Raw genomic sequence first — 21,458 nt, forward strand, 5'->3', positions numbered from 1 at the left:
GTATTTGCAAATAACAGCAAGTTGGTTAATAATGATGACTCTCATTTTTGATGTTGATGGCACTCTGGCGGAAACCGAACGTTACGGTCATCGCGTTGCGTTTAATCGGGCGTTCGCTGAAGCGGGGTTAAACTGGTTTTGGTCAGAGTCCTTGTATGGTGAGTTACTAGAGATTTCTGGGGGAAAAGAGCGGATTCGTTACTATATGACCCATTATCTCCCCGATGCGATCTCTCCAGAAGAGACATTGATCCAAGATCTGCATAGTGCCAAAAATCGTTATTATCGCCAAGTTTTAGGGGAAGGGGGGATTCCCTTACGCCCTGGAGTCAAACGGTTGATTACTGAGGCTTATGAAGCAGGGATTCCATGCGCGATCGCGACCACTAGTGCTTTAGAAAATACGGTCGCCCTCCTAGAAACCCATTTGGGAACGACTGCTTATTTTCGCGCGATCGCTGCGGGCGATGTTGTTGCTGACAAAAAACCAGCCCCCGACATTTATCACTATGTTTTACAACAGTTAAATGTAATGGCTGCTGATGCTTTAGTGTTTGAGGATTCACAGCCTGGTCTCACCGCAGCAACACAAGCGGGTCTCAAAACAGTGGTTACGGTTAATGATTATACGGCTCACCAAGACTTTTCTAATGCAATTTTAGTCATCAGTGATTTGGGAGAACCGAATCAACCCTTTACTATTTACTCGGATCAGAACTCCCTTGATCAGACTTATTTTAATCTCGATTTAGCCCAACGCCTGCTCCAGTTCCATTAAGAAATTAAGAGGCGAACATTGAGAAACTGGTCTGATTAGGAGTTAAGCGAAAGTGGGAAGAGGTTCCTCCTTGAATAATAGTTTGCTTACTTTGGTTTTTGGGATCTGATTTGGGGTGCTGATATTTTTTAATGATTGAGTTGACGTAACTGGGTGTCAAGGAATTTTCAGTAATTAATTCGTTTGCTCCAGCATAGAGGACTTCTTCCGCGTCTTGATTAGAAATTGGACGTTTCGTATAAACCACAATGGGAACTGATCGTATTAATTCAACTCGGCGGATAATAGCACAGAATTCTTGTGGTTTAATGATTCCCATTTCGTAGCTAGCAAAGATAATTTTTGGGCGAGCAAACGGATTATAAACCATCTTTTGAAGAGCATCGATCCCATCATTCATCGCTTGAAATTGAGATCCTTGTCGTTGCGCGATCGCGCTTAGCAAAGACTGATTCTTACGACTAGAATCAATGACAAATAGGAAAGACTCTTCCTTGTTTTTTTCTGATAAGGTAAAGGTTGAATACTTTTGTTTTTCCGCATTATAAACCGATAAATCCTTGATGGGATTAAAGGTAATCAATCCTTCTTGATAATAGGGAGCAACAGCAGAAGCAATGGTAAAAAAATCGCTATTCTTTTTAAACTTAAAAGCTAAATCTCTTAGAGAGGTTTTTCCCTGCAAACCTTTTTCCATATTTTGATAAACTTTCTGAGAAACCCGCTTTTTTAGTTCTTCAGGCTCTAGTAAAAAGGGAGCTTCATTGGGAGAAACTTGAGACAATCCCAATTTGAGCCACTTTTTCCAATTTTCATAAGTCCTTTCTTGTAAGCCTTTAATATTCGGAAATAGGCTACGAGGTAAACGATAATAACGGTCTGGAGTTACCCCTTCTTGGACTTCTAAATTCATGCCATCGCCAATTCCAGTTAATTGGGAAAGTGAAATCACGGTTTGAGGACAACCCAGATATTGGTAGATGGGGGCTTCAAAAGCCTGTACGACATCAAACAAAACCTCTCTCAAAGTGCCCTTAAGAATGGTTTGCACTTGTTCAATCGCCAGACTATTATTCTCACTTAAAATCCTCAATTCTGTACAATCCCAAGATTCAGCATTCCAGTCTAAATTATCAAGATTAGGTAGTTTTCCTGTTGCAGCATAAAATTGTCTCCGCCACCGTCGTAAGGGATAGCTCCCACCACTTGCCCAAGTTAAGTTTCCTAGCAAAAAATAAAAGCTCCATTCTTCTCCGTGGGTACTCGAAACTTTAATTTTTCCTGTAAATTTCTGTAAGTGATAAAAAATTAGATGGCGAAAAATACGGTTACAAGTTAAACGTTGTTCAGATCGGTTTTGCATCTCTAAATCTTCTTGGTTCATTATCGTTTTTGATCTTGGTTAACTCTTCCCCTTGACAGGATTAGAGCTCACTAAAGTGAGATTATATATAGCGCTACGCGCTGGGGAAAGAGACAAGGTAATCGATGACTTGGTTTTGGGATTACGATCTGTCAAACACCTAAATGCGTAGTGTTATCGTTTGATCTTCATCATTTTCAGGTCTCTTTTACGATCAAGATCTTCCTTAAGTTTTCTGTTTCATCGGGTCTATTTTGTAGTATAGAACACATAATGAAAGAGGATTGACAAGATTTACGGAACTTAATATTTAAATCAATAGAATCATAGCAGATTTCACTGATTCCGATTGAAAGAGATTAAATCAATGATTGGTTATCACTACTGACTCGTTCCGTAGTTAATATAACATTATAGTCGAGTCATCATCCATATAACTGACAGGTGGAAGGTCAAGAGCTTTCTAGTTTTGATCTAGGCTAAGTAGAAGACAGTAGCCCTTGAACAATTAGTAATGACTCAAATCGAAACTCAAACCCTAACTATTGATACTCAAGAATGGTTTTATCGCCAAGCCACTCCAAGAAATGAAACCGAACAGACTCCAATTGTCTTATTACATGGACTGCTTGCTCACAGCTATTGTTGGCGCGTCTTGTTAGAAGATATTGCTGAGGCTGGACTCACTGCTTATGCGCCAGACTGGTTGGGAGAAGGCGCATCGAGCAAACCTTCGCAACGAGAATTTTCTTATCAACCTTCAGCATTTCTAACCGCGTTAGAAGAATTCTTTGCTGAGTTAAACCTTTCTCGGTTTCACCTTGTCATACAGGGCTTTGTCGGTTCAGTCGGCTTACAATATGCCTTTCGTCATCCCGAACAAATTGAACGTTTAGTCATCCTCAATACCCCACTCTCGTCATCAGTTCGTCTCCCTTGGCTGATGCGTCGTTGGGGCTTCCCCTTGATGGGAGAGATGTTAACCCAAGATCCCTTACTGGTTGATCGGACATTAGAAACCGGGAGTGGTTACGTGATCTCTGATGAAAATTTAGGAATTTATCGCCAACCTTTTTTGAAAAACTCAAAAGCGGGACGTTCACTAGTGGCGACCATTAAAAACTTAAATTTATCAGATGCGATGACGGAAATTGAAGCAGGTTGGAGCAATTGGGAGAAACCAACCCAAATCATCTGGGGAATGGATGATCCGTGGTTATCGTCGGATATTCCAGCAGCGATCGCGCAAGAGCATCAAAATGTGAATTTAGCCAAATTAGAAGAAGCCAAGCATTATCCCCAAGAACACTGGTCAGATGAAATTAGTCCGATTCTACTAATGTTTCTCCGTCAACAAATCGTTTAGAAACTTCTGGACAAGACCCGCAACTTGGTATCCTGATGATAAAGCAATTCAAAGCCTTGATTAACCTTTAAAGATTATGATAAATAAACGCTCTATTTTATCCCTATTACTGGCAGTTGTAGCAATTGTTCTGGTCAGTTGCGGTGGAGCAAATAATAACACTCCCCCTCCCACCTACAGCAACGAACAAATCGAACAGATTGAGCGAGCAGCCACCCCCGTGAGACAAGCCCGAAAACGTCTGACGGAACTGGAATCCCTAATCAAGGACAAAAAATGGTCGGATGCGTTTAGCTTACTTCATGGTCCTTTAGGCGGTCTGCGTCGTGAGATGACCTATGTCACTCGGAACTTACTACCAGAAGATCAAAAACAAGCGCGGAGCTATGCCAAACGGTTGTTTCAAGATATAGAACAGGTTGACTCGGCGGTAGAAGACGAAGCCTATTCCCGAGCGTTAGAAAGTTACGATCGCGCTCTGACTGATTTCGATCAATACCTCAACTTGCTTCCCGAACCAGAATCAACGGAAACAACATGAAGCGTGTTTTAATTATTGGCGGTGGTATTGTTGGCGCAACCATCGCCTACGAACTGAGCCCGTCCTCTGACTTTGACCTGACAATCATCGATCAAGATGCCCCAGCACAAGCCTCAACAGGGGCAGCACTGGGAATTTTAATGGGCATCATCAGCCAGAAAACAAAGGGACGCGCTTGGCAACTGCGAGAAACCAGTCTGCAACGCTATCCCCACTTATTAGAAGAGTTGAGGGAACAAACAGGAAATGCTATCCCTCATTGTCAGGGCTTAATTCATCTTTGCTTTTCCTCAGAAGAGATGGCAAAATGGCAAGAACTCGTCAAGTTACGTCATCAACAGGGTTGGACATTAGAAGTTTGGGATCTTGAAAAACTGCAAACTGCTTGTCCCGATCTCAAGACAACTGGAATCATCGGAGCAGTGTATTCTCCCCAAGACTTACAAGTTCAGCCCCAAGTTCTAACCCAAACCTTAATTCAAGCCTGTCAGAAAAAGGGAGTTAACTGTGACTGGGGAGTCGAAGCAACTGGGGTCTCTGTGAGTAACACGGACGATCATGGCGAATGTTATACCATCGAGACCAATCGCGGAACGTATGAAGCCGATTGCCTCATTATTGCAGCAGGATTAGGATCATTTCCTCTCACTCGTCACTTAGAACAACCGATCGAGTTGCGCCCCGTCTTAGGACAAGCGATGCGAGTGCGTCTTCCTGCATCCTTAAAATTACCGACAGTGGTCACAGGGGATGATGTTCATATTGTTCCCTTGGGAAATCAGGAGTATTGGGTCGGCGCGACCGTAGAATTTCCTGATCAACCCGTCACTACTCCCCTTGATAAAGTATGGGAAAAAGCCGTGCAATTTTGTCCAGCTTTAGCAACAGGAGAAATCTTAGAAACATGGTCGGGCAAACGTCCACGACCCGAAGGACAAGGCGCACCCGTCATTCAATATTTAGAGGGATATCAAAATGTGATTGCTGCGACAGGGCATTATCGGAATGGGGTTTTACTTGCCCCTGCAACCGCGAGACAGGTGAAAGAGATGGTCTATGAATCCTTGCAGCCATCGCTAAGATGATGGAAGTAAAGATAACAAAATGTAAATTGATATGTCTGAATCCACTCCTTCTGAAATGCCAGAACAACAAGAAAACCGCTCTGGAAAAACCCGCCAGATGTTGGGAATGAAAGGGGCTGCTACGGGGGAGACTTCCATTTGGAAAATTCGCCTGCAACTGATGAAACCCATCACATGGATTCCCTTAATCTGGGGTGTCATTTGTGGGGCTGCTTCTTCTGGAAACTTCCATTGGCAAATAGAAGATCTGATCAAAGTGGTCACTTGTATGCTGCTTTCGGGTCCTTTGATGACGGGTTACACGCAAACCCTCAATGATTTTTACGATCGCGAAATTGATGCCATTAATGAACCTTATCGCCCCATTCCTTCTGGCGCAATTTCAGTGCCACAGGTGGTTACGCAAATTCTGATCTTGTTAGGGGCAGGGCTCGCGATCGCGTTTGCATTAGATCAATGGGGCGGGAATGCCTATCCTAAAATCACTATTATTACCGTCATTGGCACATTTCTCGCCTTCATCTACTCCGCGCCTCCCCTCAAACTCAAACAGAATGGTTGGTTAGGCAACTACGCCCTTGGAGCCAGTTATATCGCATTGCCGTGGTGGGCTGGACATTCACTGTTTGGCGATTTAAATCTAACCATCATTGTTCTGACACTGATTTACAGTATGGCAGGTTTGGGCATTGCAGTTGTCAATGACTTTAAGAGTGTGGAAGGCGATCGCGAACTCGGTCTAAAATCGCTTCCGGTTATGTTTGGAGTCGGCGGTGCAGCCTGGATTAGTGTCTTGATGATTGATACCTTCCAACTGGGAATTGCAGGCTACTTAATGAGTATTCACGAAAACCTCTATGCCACGCTTCTCGTCTTGCTGGTAATTCCTCAAATTACCTTCCAAGATATGTATTTCTTGCGCTCTCCCCTAGAAAACGATGTCAAATACCAAGCCAGCGCCCAGCCTTTTCTTGTCTTCGGAATGCTAGTAACCGGTTTAGCACTGGGACACTCTGGGATTTAATCCCTCTCAGGCAAGGGGTTTGTCCCCCCTTGTCTCATAATCGGACATTCTTAATGTCTTTTCTGGGATCTTCCTTGCGGTTAGCGCGAATTTTCTCATATAAATCCCGTTCCGTCTGACTAATATTTTTGGGAATGGTGATATTAACGCGCACAAACAAATCCCCGCGTTCGCCTTTCGGTTTTGTCCAACCTTTCCCCCGCAGTCTAAGCGATTGTCCTGACCGAATCCCAGCTGGAACTTTCACCGATACCTTCCCATCAGGAGTGGGCACTTCAATTTCTCCGCCTAACACTGCTTCATCGGGAGTAATCGGCACTTCACAAATTAAATGGTCATCTTCAAACCGAAAGAAAGAATGGGGTTGCAGTTCAACATTTAAGTATAAATCCCCTCTTTGCTGACCGTAAGGACTGGCTTTTCCTTTTCCAGGCACCCGAATGCGACTCCCTGGTTTTGCCCCTCCTGGAATGCGAACATTAATCACCTCATTCCCAACACTCAGGCGTTTTTGCACACCACGGAAGGCTTCACTAAAACTGAGACGAATGGTGGCTTCTGCATCTGCACCAACAGTCGTACTTGTCCCGAAACCACTGCTAAAGTCACTGAAACCAGTGCCACCAGGGGACGTTTGATATTTGTAGCGAGTCCGTCCACCGCCAGTCGTGCTAAAGCGTCCAAGCAGTTCATCAATAAATTCTTCAAAGCTGCCATACTGGCTAAAGTCAAAGCCACCCATATCTGTTCCAAAGCCAGTGGTGCGTGTGCGCGTACCAGCACCACCCTGTTGTTGAAACTGATCCGCTTGTTGCCAATATTGACCAAATTGATCATATTTCTTCCGCTTTTCGGGATCAGAGAGCACTTCGTAGGCTTCATTCACTTCCTTAAAGCGGTTTTCCGCTTCTTGATCATCGGGATTGCGATCGGGGTGGTATTTTAGGGCAAGTTTACGATAGGCTTTTTTGATATCACTATCGCTGGCGTTTTTATTCACGCCCAAAATGGAATAATAGTCCTTGAAGTCTGTTTTTGCCATAAATTCCTCTCTCCTCAGCGTGACGACTAACGGCTAAGTTCTAGAATACTGATTAGATTAACGATAAAGCAGATATTATCTCAGATATAGCCTAGCAAAGTTGCAACGAGAGGGAAGTTCGGTTTTTGCTGTCGGGTTGGGTGGCAATTTCCTCCTTATCTTGAAGAGTTAATTTAACCACTGATCCCAATTGACTCCTTCAGTTTCCAGCACTTGAATAAAGGGATCTCCTTGGGCTTTCCGGGCTTGATATTCCTCTTCCCGCCAACCGATGGGTTCAATTTCTGGAGTTTCATCGCGAAGATCAAATAAAATATCCAATCTCCCTTTCATCGAGGGGGGAAACTCGTTACTAATAATCAACAAATCAGTATCACTGTCTCGAATAAAGTCTCCTCTTGCCACTGAACCAAAAATAATCGCTCGGTATTGGGCGAAAGGAAGCCGAGAAAGGTATTGTTTAACACGGCGCGATCGCCATTTTCGTTGTTCTTCTTTATCGAGCATGGTTAGCTAAGTTTTCAATAAATTCTAAAATTTTTTCGACACAATCAATACTGGCTCCAGCATCGGCTTGATCATAAAAATCAATAGGAGCACCTTCAATATAAGCGTCAGGATAACGACTGGGAATATAAACTTTATCTAATTCACGAGCACATTTTTGCAAGGTTGGAGGAACTTCGATTTCTGGTTTGAGTTGTTCTAATAAGTTGACAATGGAATGACCCGTAACAAAATGATCCGTACTTCGTAGCCATCCTTTAAGAATTAATTCACCTGCTTGATGTGCCTTAAAACAAGCCCAATCAAAATCTTCTGCTGTGCAATCCCGCCTCGCCGAAGCAAGAGTATGTTTCGCTTGTTTGAGATATCGGTTCCACTCTTGCTGTTTCATAAACCAGCCCCATCAGGTACTTAGCAATATTATCCCAAAAGATCAATTTCAGCTTCTTTACATTTTGTTACATTAAAGGAACATTGTCTCAACCCCCACTGACAGATGACGCTCAAGATTCCTCAGAAAGGAGATGGCTGGCGTGATTGGAATCCGTCTCGCCTGCGCGATCGCGCTTTAGAATTTCTCATCTATCCTAGTATTTGGGTAGCAGCAGCCTTAGCTTCCCTAACCGCCTTCGCCCAAGGGATGATGGGCTTAGAAACCGACTGGCGACCGATCTTATTTATTTTCCTCGTTGCGCTGATTCCCTACAACTTAGACCGTTTATTTGATGCTTATGTGCAACAAAGCCGTAATGCGAAAGCACAAGCCTATTTTCGCTCTAATTTTGGGCTTTTAGGATTACTAGGATGTGCCATTGCTGGTGTACTGGTTTTACTCTGGTTTGCGCCCACTGCGGTTCGTTATGTCAGTTTAGCGGTTGTATTTCCCTTGGTTTATGGCGCACCGATTTTTCCGATCCGACGTGAGAAACAATGGCGTTGGTATCGGCTGAAAGATATTCCGGGGGCAAAGGCTTGGATTGTTTGTACCATTATTACCTATGGCGCGATCGCGCTGCCTTTAGCTTATGCGGGAAGTGCATTTGATTTAAGGGCTGGACTCACCACGGGTTTTATTTTCGCCTTTGAAGGATCAAATGCCAACTTATTTGATATTCGAGATTTAGAATCCGATGCCAAAAAAGGCGTTTTAACCTTACCCTTAATGGTCGGTATTCAGGGGACGCGAATCATTCTCACGATTATGAATTGTCTGATGTTAGCAATTTTAATCGGCTACGGCGGAACCTTAATTTTACCCTTTTATCCAGCCATCTTCAGCGCAAATAGTATCATGCTGATTCTCATCTGGACAGTAAATGAAGACACCCCGCTTTTATTTTACGATTTTATTATTGATGGGTCGTTATTTCTTCCCCTCATCGTTAAATTTATATAAAATTGATAGCAAAAATTGTTGAATTCAATATAATTGATTGAATGCAAAAAACTATCTGAATCTCTCTCTGTGTCTCTGTGGTTCATTTTAAATCTCTACATCCATTGTCCCTGTTAATATCAACTGATTATGAAACCAACCGAACAAATTTTATCTCAACTCCCTGGTGATGTTTTAGGTAGCTTGCGAAAAGCTGATCAGATTTGGCAAGGAATTCGTCAAGACCAAAATTCCCCCAAGGAAGTCATTCAAACCAGTAATAATTCTCTCGCTGCTTCTGAATTTGATGTTCTTATTTGTGGCGGAACACTAGGAATTTTACTGGCTACTGGGTTACAGCAAAGAGGCTTTAAAGTTGGGATTTTAGAGCGGGTAATTTTACGAGGACGGGAACAAGAATGGAATATTTCTCGTCAAGAACTATCAGAATTAGTTGAATTAGGCTTATTAACAGAAGAAGAATTAGACAGCGCGATCGCGTCAGGGTATAATCCCGCACGAGTTGCATTTCATCAAGGAATTGAACTCTGGGTCAATGATGTTTTAAATATTGGCGTTGACCCTGTTATTCTCCTAGATTTACTCAAAAACAAATTCTTAGATAGAGGTGGAATTTTATTAGAAAAAACCGCCTTTCAATCCGCAACAGTTCATCCGAATGGGGTTGCAATCCAAACGGATCAACAAACCCTAACCACCCGCCTATTAGTAGATGCAATGGGACACTTTTCTCCGATTGTCAAACAAGCGAGAAATGGTGAAAAACCTGAGGGAACTTGTGTTGTGGTGGGGAGTTGTGCGGATGGGTATCCGAAGAATGAAACAGGAGATTTAATCGCCTCTTTTACTCCGATTCAAAACCAATGTCAATACTTTTGGGAAGCCTTTCCCGCTAAAGATGGACGCACCACTTATTTATTTTCTTATCTGGATGCTGATCCATCCCGTCCCAGTTTAGAATTTTTTATGGATGAATATTTCCGACTGTTACCCGAATATCAAAACGCGGGACTTTCAGACTTAGAGTTTAAACGGGTTTTATTTGGTTTCTTTCCAGCTTATAAAAATAGTCCGTTGCGGGTTCCGTGGTCGCGTATTCTTCCGATCGGCGATAGTAGTGGGATACAATCGCCCGTGAGTTTTGGCGGGTTTGGTGCGATGATTCGTCATTTGTCTCGGTTAACTGATGGGGTAACAGAAGCCCTGAATGCAGATGCACTTTCGCAACGGGATCTCGCCATTTTACAACCGTATCAACCGAATATTTCAGTCACTTGGTTGTTTCAACGCACCATGAGTGTCGGTATCAATCAACAACTTGCTGCTAATCAAATCAATGATCTTCTGAGTGGTGTTTTTGCAGCAATGAATGAACTGGGGGATGATGTTCTCAAACCCTTTTTACAAGATGTTGTTCAGTTTCCCGCCTTAACTAAAGCCCTCGCCCTAACTGCGGTGACACGACCCGATATTGTGTTCCCCGTAATTCCGCAAGTGGGACTTTCCCCGCTTATTGATTGGCTAGTCCATTACCTTAATCTTGGACTTTATAGCGGTTTATCGGAAATCAGCCAACCATTGCTTCCCACTTTAAAGAATCTTTCCCCAGAACAAAAATATCGTGTGCAGCGATTAATTGAAGCGTGGCAATATGGGTCTGGAAAAGATTATCATTAAGCTAAAATAGCACTTCCCAATCTCATGAGGTACATTCTAAATTTTGGTTCTTTGTTCTTTGTTCTTCGTTCTTTGTTCTTTGTTCTTCGTTCTTTGTTCTTTGTTCTTTGTTCTTCGTTCTTTGTTGGTTGTTAATCAATGAACCACGAACCATGAACCATGAACATCCACCGACTCGCATTACGTACCTCAACCAACTAGGAAACGCTATAAGTCTTAATATAGTTACTTACTAAAAAAATTTTCATGCGCGTTGAAGCCTGCTGTCAAAGTTTGTTGAAAGAAATTCTGCCAAGCGTTGATCCCTACCGAGAAGGAGTCTGTCTAGATGTTGGAGTAGGAGATTTTGCATTTTATTGTGATTTATTTTCTCGATTAGGTTTTTCTACAATTGCAATTGAACCGTCTCCTAATAAAAAACTACGACGCATTTGCAAACAGAATTCAATTCAATTATTAGAATGTTGTTTATCTAATCACAATGGTATGCAAAGGCTACATTTAGGAAGGTTTGCATATTTAGGTGATAGAAATTTTAATTCTCTAGAAGCAGAATGGTTTGCTTCTTCTCAACAAACTAAATTAGTTTCTACGATTAATTTATCAAAGCTAATAAATCTAACTGGAATCGAAGAAATTACTTGCTTAAAACTAGATATTGAAGGTTGGGAAGTCGTTGTCATTGAACAAATTAAAGCACTCCCTCCCTCTCAATTACCGAAGATAGTTATGTTTGAGTATGGAGGAGGAAGCCGTCGCTATCATGGAAAAAAAGGTTGGTCACCTAAATTTCTTAGCGGAACCATGAAATGCTTAGAAACATTACAAAAGCATGGCTATGGGTTTAGCATTATGATTGATTACGCCCCTAATGCAAAACCAAACATTTTTGATTTGCAATCTCTTACCTTAGATCCCGATACCCTCTTTATTCCCAATGCCGTTTATGGAAATATTATTAGTTTCCGTGGTTTCGCTTATTCTGAAAGTGCAATTACTAAGATCACGAATCCTTATAACGGTAAATGGCTCAATTGGCTCATAGAAAGATTGATAACGAATTAGAACAGCATTTTCAAGCTAATGTTTCTGGACAATAACCGAGTCCTTTGGTAAATTGTTCTCGAAAGGCTTCAATATCGCTGTAGTTAGGTTGACCATGAGAAACAATTGCGAGTTGGTAACGACGCATCACATCAACCATGGATTGTCCCACTTCTAAACTCCACAATGCCATTTGCAAGCGAATTTCTGGTTCGTAGGGAATTCCAATTTCGTCCAGATAGGCTTGGAAATCGCCATGTTGCTGAGAGTCTAAGGCTTGCTGGAAATGAATTTTAACCAACCAACCGTCAATACGATGAATGACTGTAACTATACTGGTGGGAAGTTCAGAGCTTCCTCGAAGATGGTCAATCAGTCTGAGCGTTAGACTGGCATTAGCGAGATAATAAATGTACTTCATTTCTAAAAAACCTTCGTAGCGCGATCCCATCGATCTGCACTACCTTTAGTGTCCCAGAGTGGATGACACTCTTACTAGGGGAAGATCCCCCAATTTTGTTCTAAAGAATGGGGGTTTCCCGCCTAATCCTTCTCGGGTTGGTATTTGGGTGACCAGTGACCAGTGGATAGTTGACAGTGGATAGTTGACAGTGGATAGTAAAGAAGAAAAAAACTACCCACTACCTACTAACCACTACCCACTTAATAAATGACCAGTGACCAGTTAGCAGTTACCCAAGAAGGGCTGTCAAGGGGATTAAATTTTCGCGATAATAAGGGTTCGGTTTGTTAAATCAGGAATCATGAAAGTTGACGCTTCTCCTTTAGACCAAAAACTCAGCAGCTACGATTATCACCTTCCAGAAAGTTATATCGCGCAAACCCCTGTTACCCCTCGCGATCATTCTCGTTTGTTGGTGGTTGATTCCCCGACAAGCCATCATCACCAACGGTTTTATGATCTTCCGCAATGGCTACAGGCTGGGGATTTATTGGTGGTGAATAATACGAAGGTGATTCCCGCGCGAATTTATGGTTATAAAACGACTGGCGCAGCAATAGAAGTATTGCTATTGGAAGAAAAAAGCCAAAATTGTTGGTTAGCGTTAGTTAAACCAGGGAAACGATTACAAATTGGGGCAAAGATTCAATTTTATCCGCATCAAGCGCAAGAAAAGCCAATTTTAGAAGCAACGGTAACCGGAAAAGACGAGGCGACAGGGGGACGGTTTTTAGAGTTTGATTTACCAGTAGAAACTTCTTTAATTAGCCTTTTAGAAGACTATGGGGAGATTCCGTTTCCGCCTTATGTCACTTCAACAGAAGCACAACCCGAACAGTATCAGACGGTGTATGCTCAAGAACAGGGCGCGATCGCTGCACCAACGGCTGGTTTACATTTTACGGATGAATTATTAACCACATTAGCTGAAAAAGGAATTAACCAAGCCGAAGTTACCCTTCATGTCGGGGTGGGAACCTTTCGCCCTGTGGAAACTGAAAGTATTACCGATCATCAAATGCACCAAGAATGGATTAATGTTCCTGCGACAACGGTGGAGAAAATTAAGGAAACCAAAGCGCAAGGGGGACGGGTAATTGCTGTAGGAACAACGGTTGTGAGAGCCTTAGAAGGAGCAGTTGCTGCAAAAGAAGGTAATTTTGAGGCGTTTTGTGGCAAAACGGATTTATTTATCTATCCAGGTTATGAGTTGCAAGTAGTGGATGGCTTAATTACGAATTTTCATTTACCGCGATCGAGCTTGTTAATGTTAGTCAGTGCGTTTATCGGGCGGGAACGGCTATTATCGTTGTATGACAGCGCGATCGCGCATCAGTATCGCTTCTATTCTTTTGGCGATGCGATGTTGATTATTAGTCATTAGTCATTAGTCATTAGTCATTGGTCATTAGTGGTTTATCACTTAAACGAATAACAAAGAACCAAGAACAAAAATAAATGATTGAATTTTCCCAGTTTTGCGAACTTGCGAATCAAGGTAACTTTATTCCCGTTTACGAAGAATGGACAGCCGATTTAGAAACCCCAGTTTCGGCTTGGTTTAAAGTTTGTGCGGGACAACCCTATAGTTTTCTTTTAGAGTCGGTAGAAGGGGGAGAAAATCTCGGACGCTACAGTTTTTTAGGCTGTGACCCGATGTGGGTATTAGAAAATCGCGGAGAAAGCACCAAGCAAGTCGATCGCGCTGGGAAGGAAACGGTTTATCAAGGGAATCCATTTACTGTCTTAAAAGAGTGTCTCGCTTCGATTCATCCTGTGAAACTCGATAATCTTCCCCCTGGTATTGGCGGATTATTTGGAATGTGGGGTTATGAATTGATTAATTGGATTGAACCGCGTGTTCCCGTTCATTCCCGTCAAGAGGAAGATTTACCCGATGGCGTATGGATGCAAGTGGATCAACTGCTGGTATTTGATCAGGTGAAGCGGAAAATTTTTGCCATTGCTTATGCAGACTTGCGAGAAAAACAGGATTTACAAACGGCTTATCAAGAAGCGCGCGATCGCGTGACCACCTTAGTCAGTAAGTTACAGTCTCCTCTCCCTAAAATCGCAAATACCGTTTCTCTATCATCTTCTCCCACAACGGACGATTCTACCTATGAAAGCACCACCACACAAGCCGATTTTGAAGCCAGTGTGGAAAAAGCAAAAGACTATATCCACGCCGGAGATATCTTTCAAGTAGTGCTTTCGCAACGGTTAAATACGGCTTACACAGGACATCCGTTTAATCTTTATCGTTCCTTGCGAATAGTCAATCCTTCCCCCTATATGGCGTATTATCAATTTGGGGATTGGCAATTAATCGGGTCATCGCCAGAGGTAATGGTAAAAGTAGAACTCACCTCAGACCATAAACAACAAGCCACCTTACGCCCGATTGCAGGAACGCGCAAACGCGGACAAACCCCCGCCGAAGATAACGCCCTCGCTGAAGATTTATTGCAAGACCGCAAAGAACTCGCGGAACATATTATGTTAGTGGATCTAGGACGCAATGATTTAGGGCGAGTCTGCGAGAAAGGAAGCGTTACTGTGGATCAACTGATGACCATCGAACGCTATTCTCATGTGATGCACATTGTTAGTAATGTCATTGGGGAAGTTGCAGACCAACAAACGGCTTGGGAAGTCTTAAAAGCCACATTTCCTGCAGGAACCGTCAGTGGTGCGCCGAAAATCCGCGCCATGGAAATTATCGCAGAATTAGAACCCCATCGTCGTGGCCCCTATTCAGGCGTGTATGGTTATTATGATTTTGAAGGACAACTCAACAGCGCGATCGCGATTCGCACGATGATTGTCCGCCCTGAAAGTGAAGATAAACACAAAGTTTCAGTGCAAGCAGGAGCAGGGGTGGTTGCAGATTCCATCCCTCAAAAAGAGTATGAAGAAACACTCAACAAAGCCAAAGCATTACTCGAAGCGATCCGCTCTCTTCAATAACGTTAAAATTATGTTGTGGTGTTCTTTGGTTGGTTGAGGGACAAAGTGAGTCATTGTCTGTTATTCGTTCATCGTTGATCGTTCCTTGTTAATTTCTGCAAATCCTGTTCCAAATCCTAAAGATAGCAACGCCAAATCAATTGTAAATTAATCCCCCCTAGCCCCCCTTGCGAAGGGGGGAACGGTTAATCAAATTTTTACATATAGCGTTTCCTAGTTGGTTGAGGTACGTAATGCGAGTCGGTGGATGTTCATGGTTCATGGTTCGTGGTTCATTGATTAACAACCAACAAAGAACGAAGAACAAAGAACAAAGAACCAAAATTTAGAATGTACCTCATGAGATTGGGAAGTGCTATAACAATTAGAACTGCTATATTAAACAACAAATAACGAAGAACGAAGAACGAATAACAAATAACGAATAATGAACAACAAATAACAAAACGATGACAATTATTATAATTAAGTTTATTATTGGCTTGGCACTGCTAGTTAAAGGTGCAGATTATTTAGTACAAGGCGCGGGGAAACTTGCCACTTTAGCGGGAATTTCTCCCCTTGTTGTTGGGCTAACTGTGGTTGCTTTTGGGACAAGTTCTCCTGAATTAGCGGTGAGTCTTAAGGCAAATTTTACGCAACAAGCAGCAATTTCTGTTGGGAATGTGATCGGGAGTAACATCACGAATATCTTACTAATTTTAGGAATTGCTGCAACGATTACTCCCCTTAGTGTTTCTCAAAAATTAGTTCGGATGGATGTTCCAATTATGATTGGAATTTCTATTTTATTATTATTTTTCAGTTTAGATCGTCAAATCGGAAAATTAGATGGCTTCTTATTACTATTAGGCGGAATTCTCTATACAACTTATCTTTTAATTCAAAGTCGGCGTAATCATTCATCACCTGAAGAATTGACAGAAGAATTTGATGTCATCCCCCAAGAAAAATCCTTACGAGAATGGTTAATTAATATCGGCTTATTTATAATTGGTTTTGTCATGGTTGTTTGGGGATCAGATTGGCTGGTATTTGGTGCAACCACCATTGCAGAATCATTTGGAGTCAGTGAATTAGTCATTGGTTTGACAGTTGTTGCTTTAGGAACATCTTTACCTGAGTTAGCCACTTCCATTACCGCGAGCCTGAAAGGAGAAACTGATATTGCAGTGGGAAACGTGGTTGGCAGTAACATTTTTAATATTTTAATTGTATTAGGAACAGCAGGTATTTTTGCACCGTCTGGTGTCGAAGTTTCTGCTGCTGCGATTAATCTAGATATTCCGATTATGATTGCGGTCGCGATCGCGTGTCTTCCTGTCTTCTTTACCGATAATTTAATCTCTCGTTGGGAAGGAATTTTCTTCTGGCTGTATTATATTGTTTATACATTATTCCTCTTTCTCAAATCCACGGAACAAGACACTTTGCCCATTTTTAATGCAGTGATGCTGTGGTTTGTTATTCCGATTACTGCAGTGACCCTAATTATTATTACGATTTCTCATTGGCGCGATCGCGCAAAATTTGCTTCTAAAGTTCATCACGATCAACAACTCAATCAGAGTGAAGGTGATCAATAAATGCTTACCATCTAAGTTTTTGAAGATCAAAATTAGGGACAATTGACGCATCAGATGCGTAGTGAGCGTACCCTATAGTATATTAGAAATGGTGGACTATGCTCCCTTAAGTAAACCTGTGGGTATAAATAGCCAATCACCAGCACATTATTCAAGAAAAAGCCGAGATGAATCCTCGGTCTGTTGTCTAGGAGGTTGACATGACATCTTTTGCCACTGCTTCTGCCAGAGCCGAAATGAACGAACTGCGACGCTTAAAAACGTTACTACCGCCTGAGTTACAAAGCTGGGTGATCGTTGAGGCAACGACAGAAGTCAATCCCCCCATTATTCGCAGCGAAGAAATTGGTCGGGATGAGGTAGAAATTCAAATTGATCTTGGCAAATGGGAAAATCTCTCTTTAGACCAACGTAATTTAATGTTTTGGCACGAGGTTGCTCGCATCCAGAATGACACCATCCCCAAAGAAGGCTGGGAAATGGCAGCCCTTGCCATTGGTTTAGGGGGTGCAGTAGGTGAGCTCTGGGTACAAGATGGTTTACTGTTAATCTTAGCCTTAGGCTTGTGCGGTGTTTCGGGCTATCGACTCTGGCAAAAAAACAATGGTGAAAAAACAACTCAAGCCTTGATCGATGCCGATGAAAAAGCGATCGCGCTGGCGACCCGTTTTGGTTACAGTGTTCCCAATGCTTATAAAAGCCTCGGCAGTGCCTTAAAAACACTGATTGAACAAACCCCAAATCGTCGTCACCGCAAAACTTATGAAACTCGCTTACAAGCCCTCCGTCGGAGTGCCTCCAAAGCGAAAGCCAAAATGCAAACTGACAAAAAAGGGAAAGCAGAAGCACCAGAACCACAACCAGAATCCCGCCAACGCGCCCCTAGAGCATCGAGAAGCCAAGCAAAACGTAAAAATTTGCAGTAAATCAGATGAATTTTTAAAAAATTAAGTGCCTTCCCTGAGGGAAGGCTTAACTTTTAAATTTTTAAACTCTAAGCGGGATAAATTCGTAAGCGTCGGTTCGGTTCTTCTCCGAAACTGTTGGATTGCAAACGATAATGTTCTGCCAGTTCATGCTGCATTTTCCGCACTTTAGCAGGACGAGGAAGTAACTCCACAGGTTGTCCCTTCGGAATGACAATCTGTTCCACAGCTAATCGGGCTTCTTCTAACGCTTCCAGTTCATCTTGATTACTACTTTCCGTAAACATCCGCAAGTCCATCCCTTCTGGAGTTGTGGGATCTAAATCGAGTAAACGCTGGAGAGTCCGACTAATTTGCGGTAGAGTGTTGGATTTAACGATATGAATCGGCACTTCTTTCGTTTTTGCCAACTGGCGTAACTTAGAATGATGTTTGACCTGCGATCGCAGCGCGATCACCGCATCTGCCGAATCAATATCTTTAGTCAGCACCACAGGTAATTTAGACAATTCCAGCACCTGATCCAATAAGTTGCGACTAATGCCATAAGGATAGACATACACAGGCCAATCTTCGCCATTGGGGCCTGGAGTGCGGACTTTTTCCGTATGTTCTTCTGCTTGTTGCCAAGACTGATCCAGCATTTGCTCAAAATCTGGATTACGAGGCGGTGAGGGCTCAACTGGGGTCATTTGTCCCGAAGCACGCCAACCTGTCGGACGAGGCAAAATCGGATTTTGTAAACGACTCTTACCATTCATCTTTTGAGATTGACCGCCAGAAGAAGAGATTTCTACCTCTCCTTGCTCATTTGCCGATCTCACTTCTGTTAATGGATCATGCCCCCGTAACAGTTGGTCAATGGTAACTGAGACATCTTGATGCACCACCCAACGCCGTCTTTCCAGCATTTCCACCGCAATATCAAACGTGGGAAGGGCTTTCCGTTCTAAAACCGTTTTTTGTGAACCGCGTCGCCGTGCTTCTTCATCCCCTAAAGTCACTGCTTGAATTCCCCCAATCAGATCCGAGAGAGTCGGGTTTTTAATTAAATTATCCAGTTGATTCCCATGGGCCGTACCCACTAACTGTACTCCTCGTTCCGCGATCGTACGGGTAGCTAGAGCCTCCAATTCCGTGCCAATTTCATCAATGACAATCACTTCGGGCATATGATTCTCGACCGCTTCGATCATCACTTGATGTTGCAGTTCTGGACTTGCCACTTGCATCCGTCGCGCCCGTCCAATAGAAGGGTGAGGAATATCGCCATCGCCAGCAATTTCATTCGAGGTATCAATAATCACCACGCGCTTGTTTAAATCATCAGCTAAAACCCGCGCAATTTCCCGCAGGGCAGTTGTTTTACCGACCCCAGGACGACCGAGCATTAAGATCGAACGCCCCGTTTCCACTAAATCTCGAATCATGCCAATCGTGCCATAAACGGCGCGTCCAATGCGACAGGTTAAACCAACAATTTCTCCAGTTCGGTTACGCATGGCACTGATGCGGTGTAATGTCCGTTCAATCCCCGCACGATTATCACCACTGAACATCCCCACGCGATCGCTGCAAAACTGAAGATCGTCTCGGGTAACCGTTGCCTCACTCAAATATTCCCAATGATTCGCAAAACGGGCTTCTGGTTTTCGTCCGAGATCAATCACAACTTCAATCAGTTCTCCCCGTTGTTCGTGATCAGTTAAGTGACTGGCAATTTCTGGTGGCAGAGTGGCGAGTAACGCATCCAAGTCATCAGTCACCTGCATCCGTTGAAATAAAGGTTTTTCCTTTTCCGTATTGTTTACAGCATCATGATCAAATTGATTTTGCTGATCCGATTGGCGTTGATTTTGGCTCACCATAAACGTTTTTAACAGGTTAATTCAGTTGGATTCACTTGTTGCAAGTGCATTAGCCCTTGCTTGCTGTCGATTGCGTTTCAATTGTGATACTAAACCATCCGCTTGGCTGACAGCCTGCCACAATAAGTCGGGATGGTTTTCTAATTGCAGGGAAGATTCTTGCTTGGGGTCATACAACTCCTCTAGTGACTCTAGAAATGAGCTTAACTGAGAACGAGCAAAGCTGCCATAGGCAACTCCCGCAACATAGGATGGAGGACAATCAGGGGGAGAATTAAGCATTTGAGCAGACTGCAATTTGGGGACGGTCTGTTGATTGGTTCCTCCTGCAAGTTGAACATAACCAGGCAAGTTAGCTCTCAGCACTTTTTGTGCTAGTTTAACGGTAGCGCGAGTTGTCCCTTTGCCTAAATCTCCACTCATTGGTCGTCCGTCTGTTTGCCAGATTAGGGGACAGGGTAAGGGTGAAATTTTTTCATAGAGTGTTTTTAAGTAGTCAATTAAATTGGGCGCATCAGCACAACTAATCGCCATCACTTTCAGTTGCGGTAAGATCGGTTGTAGAGTATTCCACAATTGCTGAAACTCAGTTTCCCGTCCCGCTTGGGTGTGAATTTCGATCGCGTCAACCTTAAACTCAAGCAACTGTTCCACAACTTGACTCAGGGATAACTGGTGTGATTCGGTGGTAATCAGTTCCGAAGGACACACTGGTAAACAACGTCCGCAACCATAGCAGCGATCGGCGATGACCCCTGAAAAATTAATGGCATCTGCGGGACAAACCGCTTCACAAGGACGATGACAAGCCGTTGGACACAAGTTGGGATTAAACTCTGCTTTCCGAAAATGAGGATCTTCCCCATCATTCAGGCTCACCATCAACCAAGGACGATCTTGCATGAGAAAGCCTTGCGCGATCGCGCGTTGCCGTAATTTTTCCGCAACCGCTAACCCTTCCTTAGCTGCTGCCACCACTGCTGCATCTGCTGCCACATCAATACAGTCCGCCCCAGCTAAGGCATAGACCAGACTCAGGCTTCTCACGGCGGGAAGATGTTGGTAACTCGCCCCGCAAATGAGCTTAAACCAGTGACCTTTTTGTAAAGATTGTAAAGGCAAGTACATATTATTCACATTTCCTATGTTAGTGCGATTCAGCGCAATTGGGGAGGGGGATTAATCTAGATTGTTCCCCTTCCTTTGCTAAACTGAAGGCAATTCAAGGAAAAAGAGGTCGATTATGGGTATTTCCTTAAAAAAAGGAGAACGAGTCTCCCTAGAAAAAGTCTCTCCTGGACTAGAAGCCGTTTTTGTTGGTTTAGGTTGGGATGTGAATCAAACCGACTCCGGAGCGGATTTTGATTTGGATGCTTCCGTTTTTATGTTAGGAAGTAATGAAAAATTAGTTTCCGACAATCATTTAATTTTCTACAATAATCTTAAAAGTCCTGATCCTGACCATGCTGTTGAACACATGGGCGATAACCTCACTGGTGCTGGAGAGGGAGATGATGAGGTCGTTATTGTCAACTTAAAAAAAGTACCAGATAATGTGACAAAATTAGTTTTTGTGGTCACCATTTACGAAGCGGATCAAAGAAAGCAAAACTTTGGACAAGTGGAAAATGCTTTTGTGCGCTTAGTTGATGTCAAAACCAAGGAAGAAGTGTTACGTTATGACCTCACTGAAGACTATTCTGTCGAAACGGCTCTGATTATGGCAGAACTCTATAAAAAAGACGGACAATGGCGCATGAGTGCGGTTGGGTCTGGCTACGAAGGAGGTTTACAAGCAATTTTGAACCGTTATTATCATTAA

Annotated in this window: 20 protein-coding genes; 13 read left to right on the top strand and 7 right to left on the bottom strand. The window is 43.0% G+C overall.

Annotated elements, in window-relative coordinates; genetic code table 11:
- Positions 1–31: 31 nt before the first annotated feature.
- Positions 32–778, top strand: coding sequence for an HAD-IA family hydrolase (locus PCC7418_RS11390; RefSeq protein WP_015226336.1), 747 nt, complete (start codon positions 32–34; stop codon positions 776–778).
- Between the two features lie 4 nt (positions 779–782).
- On the opposite strand, the gene PCC7418_RS11395 is transcribed toward PCC7418_RS11390, so the two are convergent.
- Positions 783–2,162 carry a response regulator gene (locus PCC7418_RS11395; RefSeq protein WP_015226337.1) on the bottom strand — a complete coding sequence of 460 codons (1,380 nt, stop codon included), beginning with the start codon at positions 2,160–2,162 and terminating at the stop codon, positions 783–785.
- A 493-nt stretch (positions 2,163–2,655) separates the two neighbouring features.
- Between PCC7418_RS11395 and PCC7418_RS11400 the strand changes: the two genes are divergently transcribed.
- From PCC7418_RS11400 to chlG, 4 genes are all read left to right on the top strand, one after another.
- On the top strand, positions 2,656–3,507 hold the full coding sequence (locus PCC7418_RS11400) for an alpha/beta fold hydrolase (RefSeq protein ID WP_015226338.1): 852 nt from the start codon (positions 2,656–2,658) through the stop codon (positions 3,505–3,507).
- Positions 3,508–3,583: 76 nt separating this feature from the next.
- Positions 3,584–4,048 (top strand): photosystem II protein PsbQ, encoded by a 465-nt coding sequence (gene psbQ, locus PCC7418_RS11405; RefSeq protein WP_015226339.1) that lies wholly within the window; start codon positions 3,584–3,586, stop codon positions 4,046–4,048.
- Positions 4,045–5,133 carry an FAD-binding oxidoreductase gene (locus tag PCC7418_RS11410; protein WP_015226340.1) on the top strand — a complete coding sequence of 363 codons (1,089 nt, stop codon included), beginning with the start codon at positions 4,045–4,047 and terminating at the stop codon, positions 5,131–5,133. Before psbQ ends, PCC7418_RS11410 begins: the two co-directional genes overlap by 4 nt.
- 31 nt (positions 5,134–5,164) lie before the next feature.
- Positions 5,165–6,157, top strand: coding sequence for a chlorophyll synthase ChlG (gene chlG / locus PCC7418_RS11415; RefSeq protein WP_015226341.1), 993 nt, complete (start codon positions 5,165–5,167; stop codon positions 6,155–6,157).
- Positions 6,158–6,191: 34 nt separating this feature from the next.
- Here the strand turns inward: chlG and PCC7418_RS11420 are convergent, their stop codons facing one another.
- The 3 genes from PCC7418_RS11420 to PCC7418_RS11430 all read right to left on the bottom strand — a co-directional run bounded on the left by PCC7418_RS11420 (position 6,192) and on the right by PCC7418_RS11430 (position 8,097).
- Positions 6,192–7,199: a DnaJ C-terminal domain-containing protein gene (locus PCC7418_RS11420; protein WP_015226342.1), complete on the bottom strand. Its 1,008-nt coding sequence runs from the start codon at positions 7,197–7,199 to the stop codon at positions 6,192–6,194.
- Between the two features lie 168 nt (positions 7,200–7,367).
- Positions 7,368–7,706, bottom strand: a complete 339-nt coding sequence (locus PCC7418_RS11425; RefSeq protein ID WP_015226343.1) for a nucleotidyltransferase domain-containing protein — start codon at positions 7,704–7,706, stop codon at positions 7,368–7,370.
- A complete protein-coding gene (locus tag PCC7418_RS11430) occupies positions 7,696–8,097 on the bottom strand; it encodes a HEPN domain-containing protein (protein ID WP_015226344.1) in 402 nt (133 codons plus the stop codon). Before PCC7418_RS11430 ends, PCC7418_RS11425 begins: the two co-directional genes overlap by 11 nt.
- Before the next feature lie 105 nt (positions 8,098–8,202).
- On the opposite strand from PCC7418_RS11430, the gene PCC7418_RS11435 reads away from it, so the two are divergent.
- From PCC7418_RS11435 to PCC7418_RS11445, 3 genes are all read left to right on the top strand, one after another.
- Entirely contained in the window at positions 8,203–9,102 is a 900-nt protein-coding gene (locus tag PCC7418_RS11435; RefSeq protein WP_015226345.1) for a UbiA family prenyltransferase, read from the top strand.
- A gap of 129 nt (positions 9,103–9,231) precedes the next feature.
- A complete protein-coding gene (locus PCC7418_RS11440; protein WP_015226346.1) occupies positions 9,232–10,779 on the top strand; it encodes a hypothetical protein in 1,548 nt (515 codons plus the stop codon).
- Between the two features lie 246 nt (positions 10,780–11,025).
- Positions 11,026–11,844 carry an FkbM family methyltransferase gene (locus PCC7418_RS11445; protein ID WP_015226347.1) on the top strand — a complete coding sequence of 273 codons (819 nt, stop codon included), beginning with the start codon at positions 11,026–11,028 and terminating at the stop codon, positions 11,842–11,844.
- Between the two features lie 10 nt (positions 11,845–11,854).
- On the opposite strand, the gene PCC7418_RS11450 is transcribed toward PCC7418_RS11445, so the two are convergent.
- Positions 11,855–12,244 (bottom strand): hypothetical protein, encoded by a 390-nt coding sequence (locus PCC7418_RS11450; protein ID WP_041596625.1) that lies wholly within the window; start codon positions 12,242–12,244, stop codon positions 11,855–11,857.
- Positions 12,245–12,587: 343 nt separating this feature from the next.
- Here PCC7418_RS11450 and queA point away from each other — a divergent pair, with 343 nt between their 5' ends.
- The 4 genes from queA (at position 12,588) to PCC7418_RS11470 (ending at position 17,768) form a co-directional block, all read left to right on the top strand.
- Positions 12,588–13,670, top strand: a complete 1,083-nt coding sequence (queA, locus tag PCC7418_RS11455; RefSeq protein ID WP_015226349.1) for a tRNA preQ1(34) S-adenosylmethionine ribosyltransferase-isomerase QueA — start codon at positions 12,588–12,590, stop codon at positions 13,668–13,670.
- Between the two features lie 74 nt (positions 13,671–13,744).
- Positions 13,745–15,256: an anthranilate synthase component I gene (gene trpE / locus PCC7418_RS11460; protein ID WP_015226350.1), complete on the top strand. Its 1,512-nt coding sequence runs from the start codon at positions 13,745–13,747 to the stop codon at positions 15,254–15,256.
- 449 nt (positions 15,257–15,705) lie between these two features.
- Positions 15,706–16,842, top strand: coding sequence for a calcium/sodium antiporter (locus tag PCC7418_RS11465; protein ID WP_015226351.1), 1,137 nt, complete (start codon positions 15,706–15,708; stop codon positions 16,840–16,842).
- Between the two features lie 200 nt (positions 16,843–17,042).
- Positions 17,043–17,768 carry a DUF3318 domain-containing protein gene (locus PCC7418_RS11470; RefSeq protein WP_015226352.1) on the top strand — a complete coding sequence of 242 codons (726 nt, stop codon included), beginning with the start codon at positions 17,043–17,045 and terminating at the stop codon, positions 17,766–17,768.
- 68 nt (positions 17,769–17,836) lie between these two features.
- On the opposite strand, the gene PCC7418_RS11475 is transcribed toward PCC7418_RS11470, so the two are convergent.
- Together PCC7418_RS11475 and ldpA are read right to left on the bottom strand one after the other, a co-directional pair.
- Positions 17,837–19,540, bottom strand: coding sequence for a R3H domain-containing nucleic acid-binding protein (locus PCC7418_RS11475; protein ID WP_041596626.1), 1,704 nt, complete (start codon positions 19,538–19,540; stop codon positions 17,837–17,839).
- 117 nt (positions 19,541–19,657) lie between these two features.
- On the bottom strand, positions 19,658–20,764 hold the full coding sequence (gene ldpA, locus PCC7418_RS11480) for a circadian clock protein LdpA (RefSeq protein WP_015226354.1): 1,107 nt from the start codon (positions 20,762–20,764) through the stop codon (positions 19,658–19,660).
- A 115-nt stretch (positions 20,765–20,879) separates the two neighbouring features.
- On the opposite strand from ldpA, the gene PCC7418_RS11485 reads away from it, so the two are divergent.
- A complete protein-coding gene (locus PCC7418_RS11485) occupies positions 20,880–21,458 on the top strand; it encodes a TerD family protein (RefSeq protein WP_015226355.1) in 579 nt (192 codons plus the stop codon).

Source organism: Halothece sp. PCC 7418 (assembly GCF_000317635.1).
Taxonomy (GTDB): domain Bacteria; phylum Cyanobacteriota; class Cyanobacteriia; order Cyanobacteriales; family Rubidibacteraceae; genus Halothece.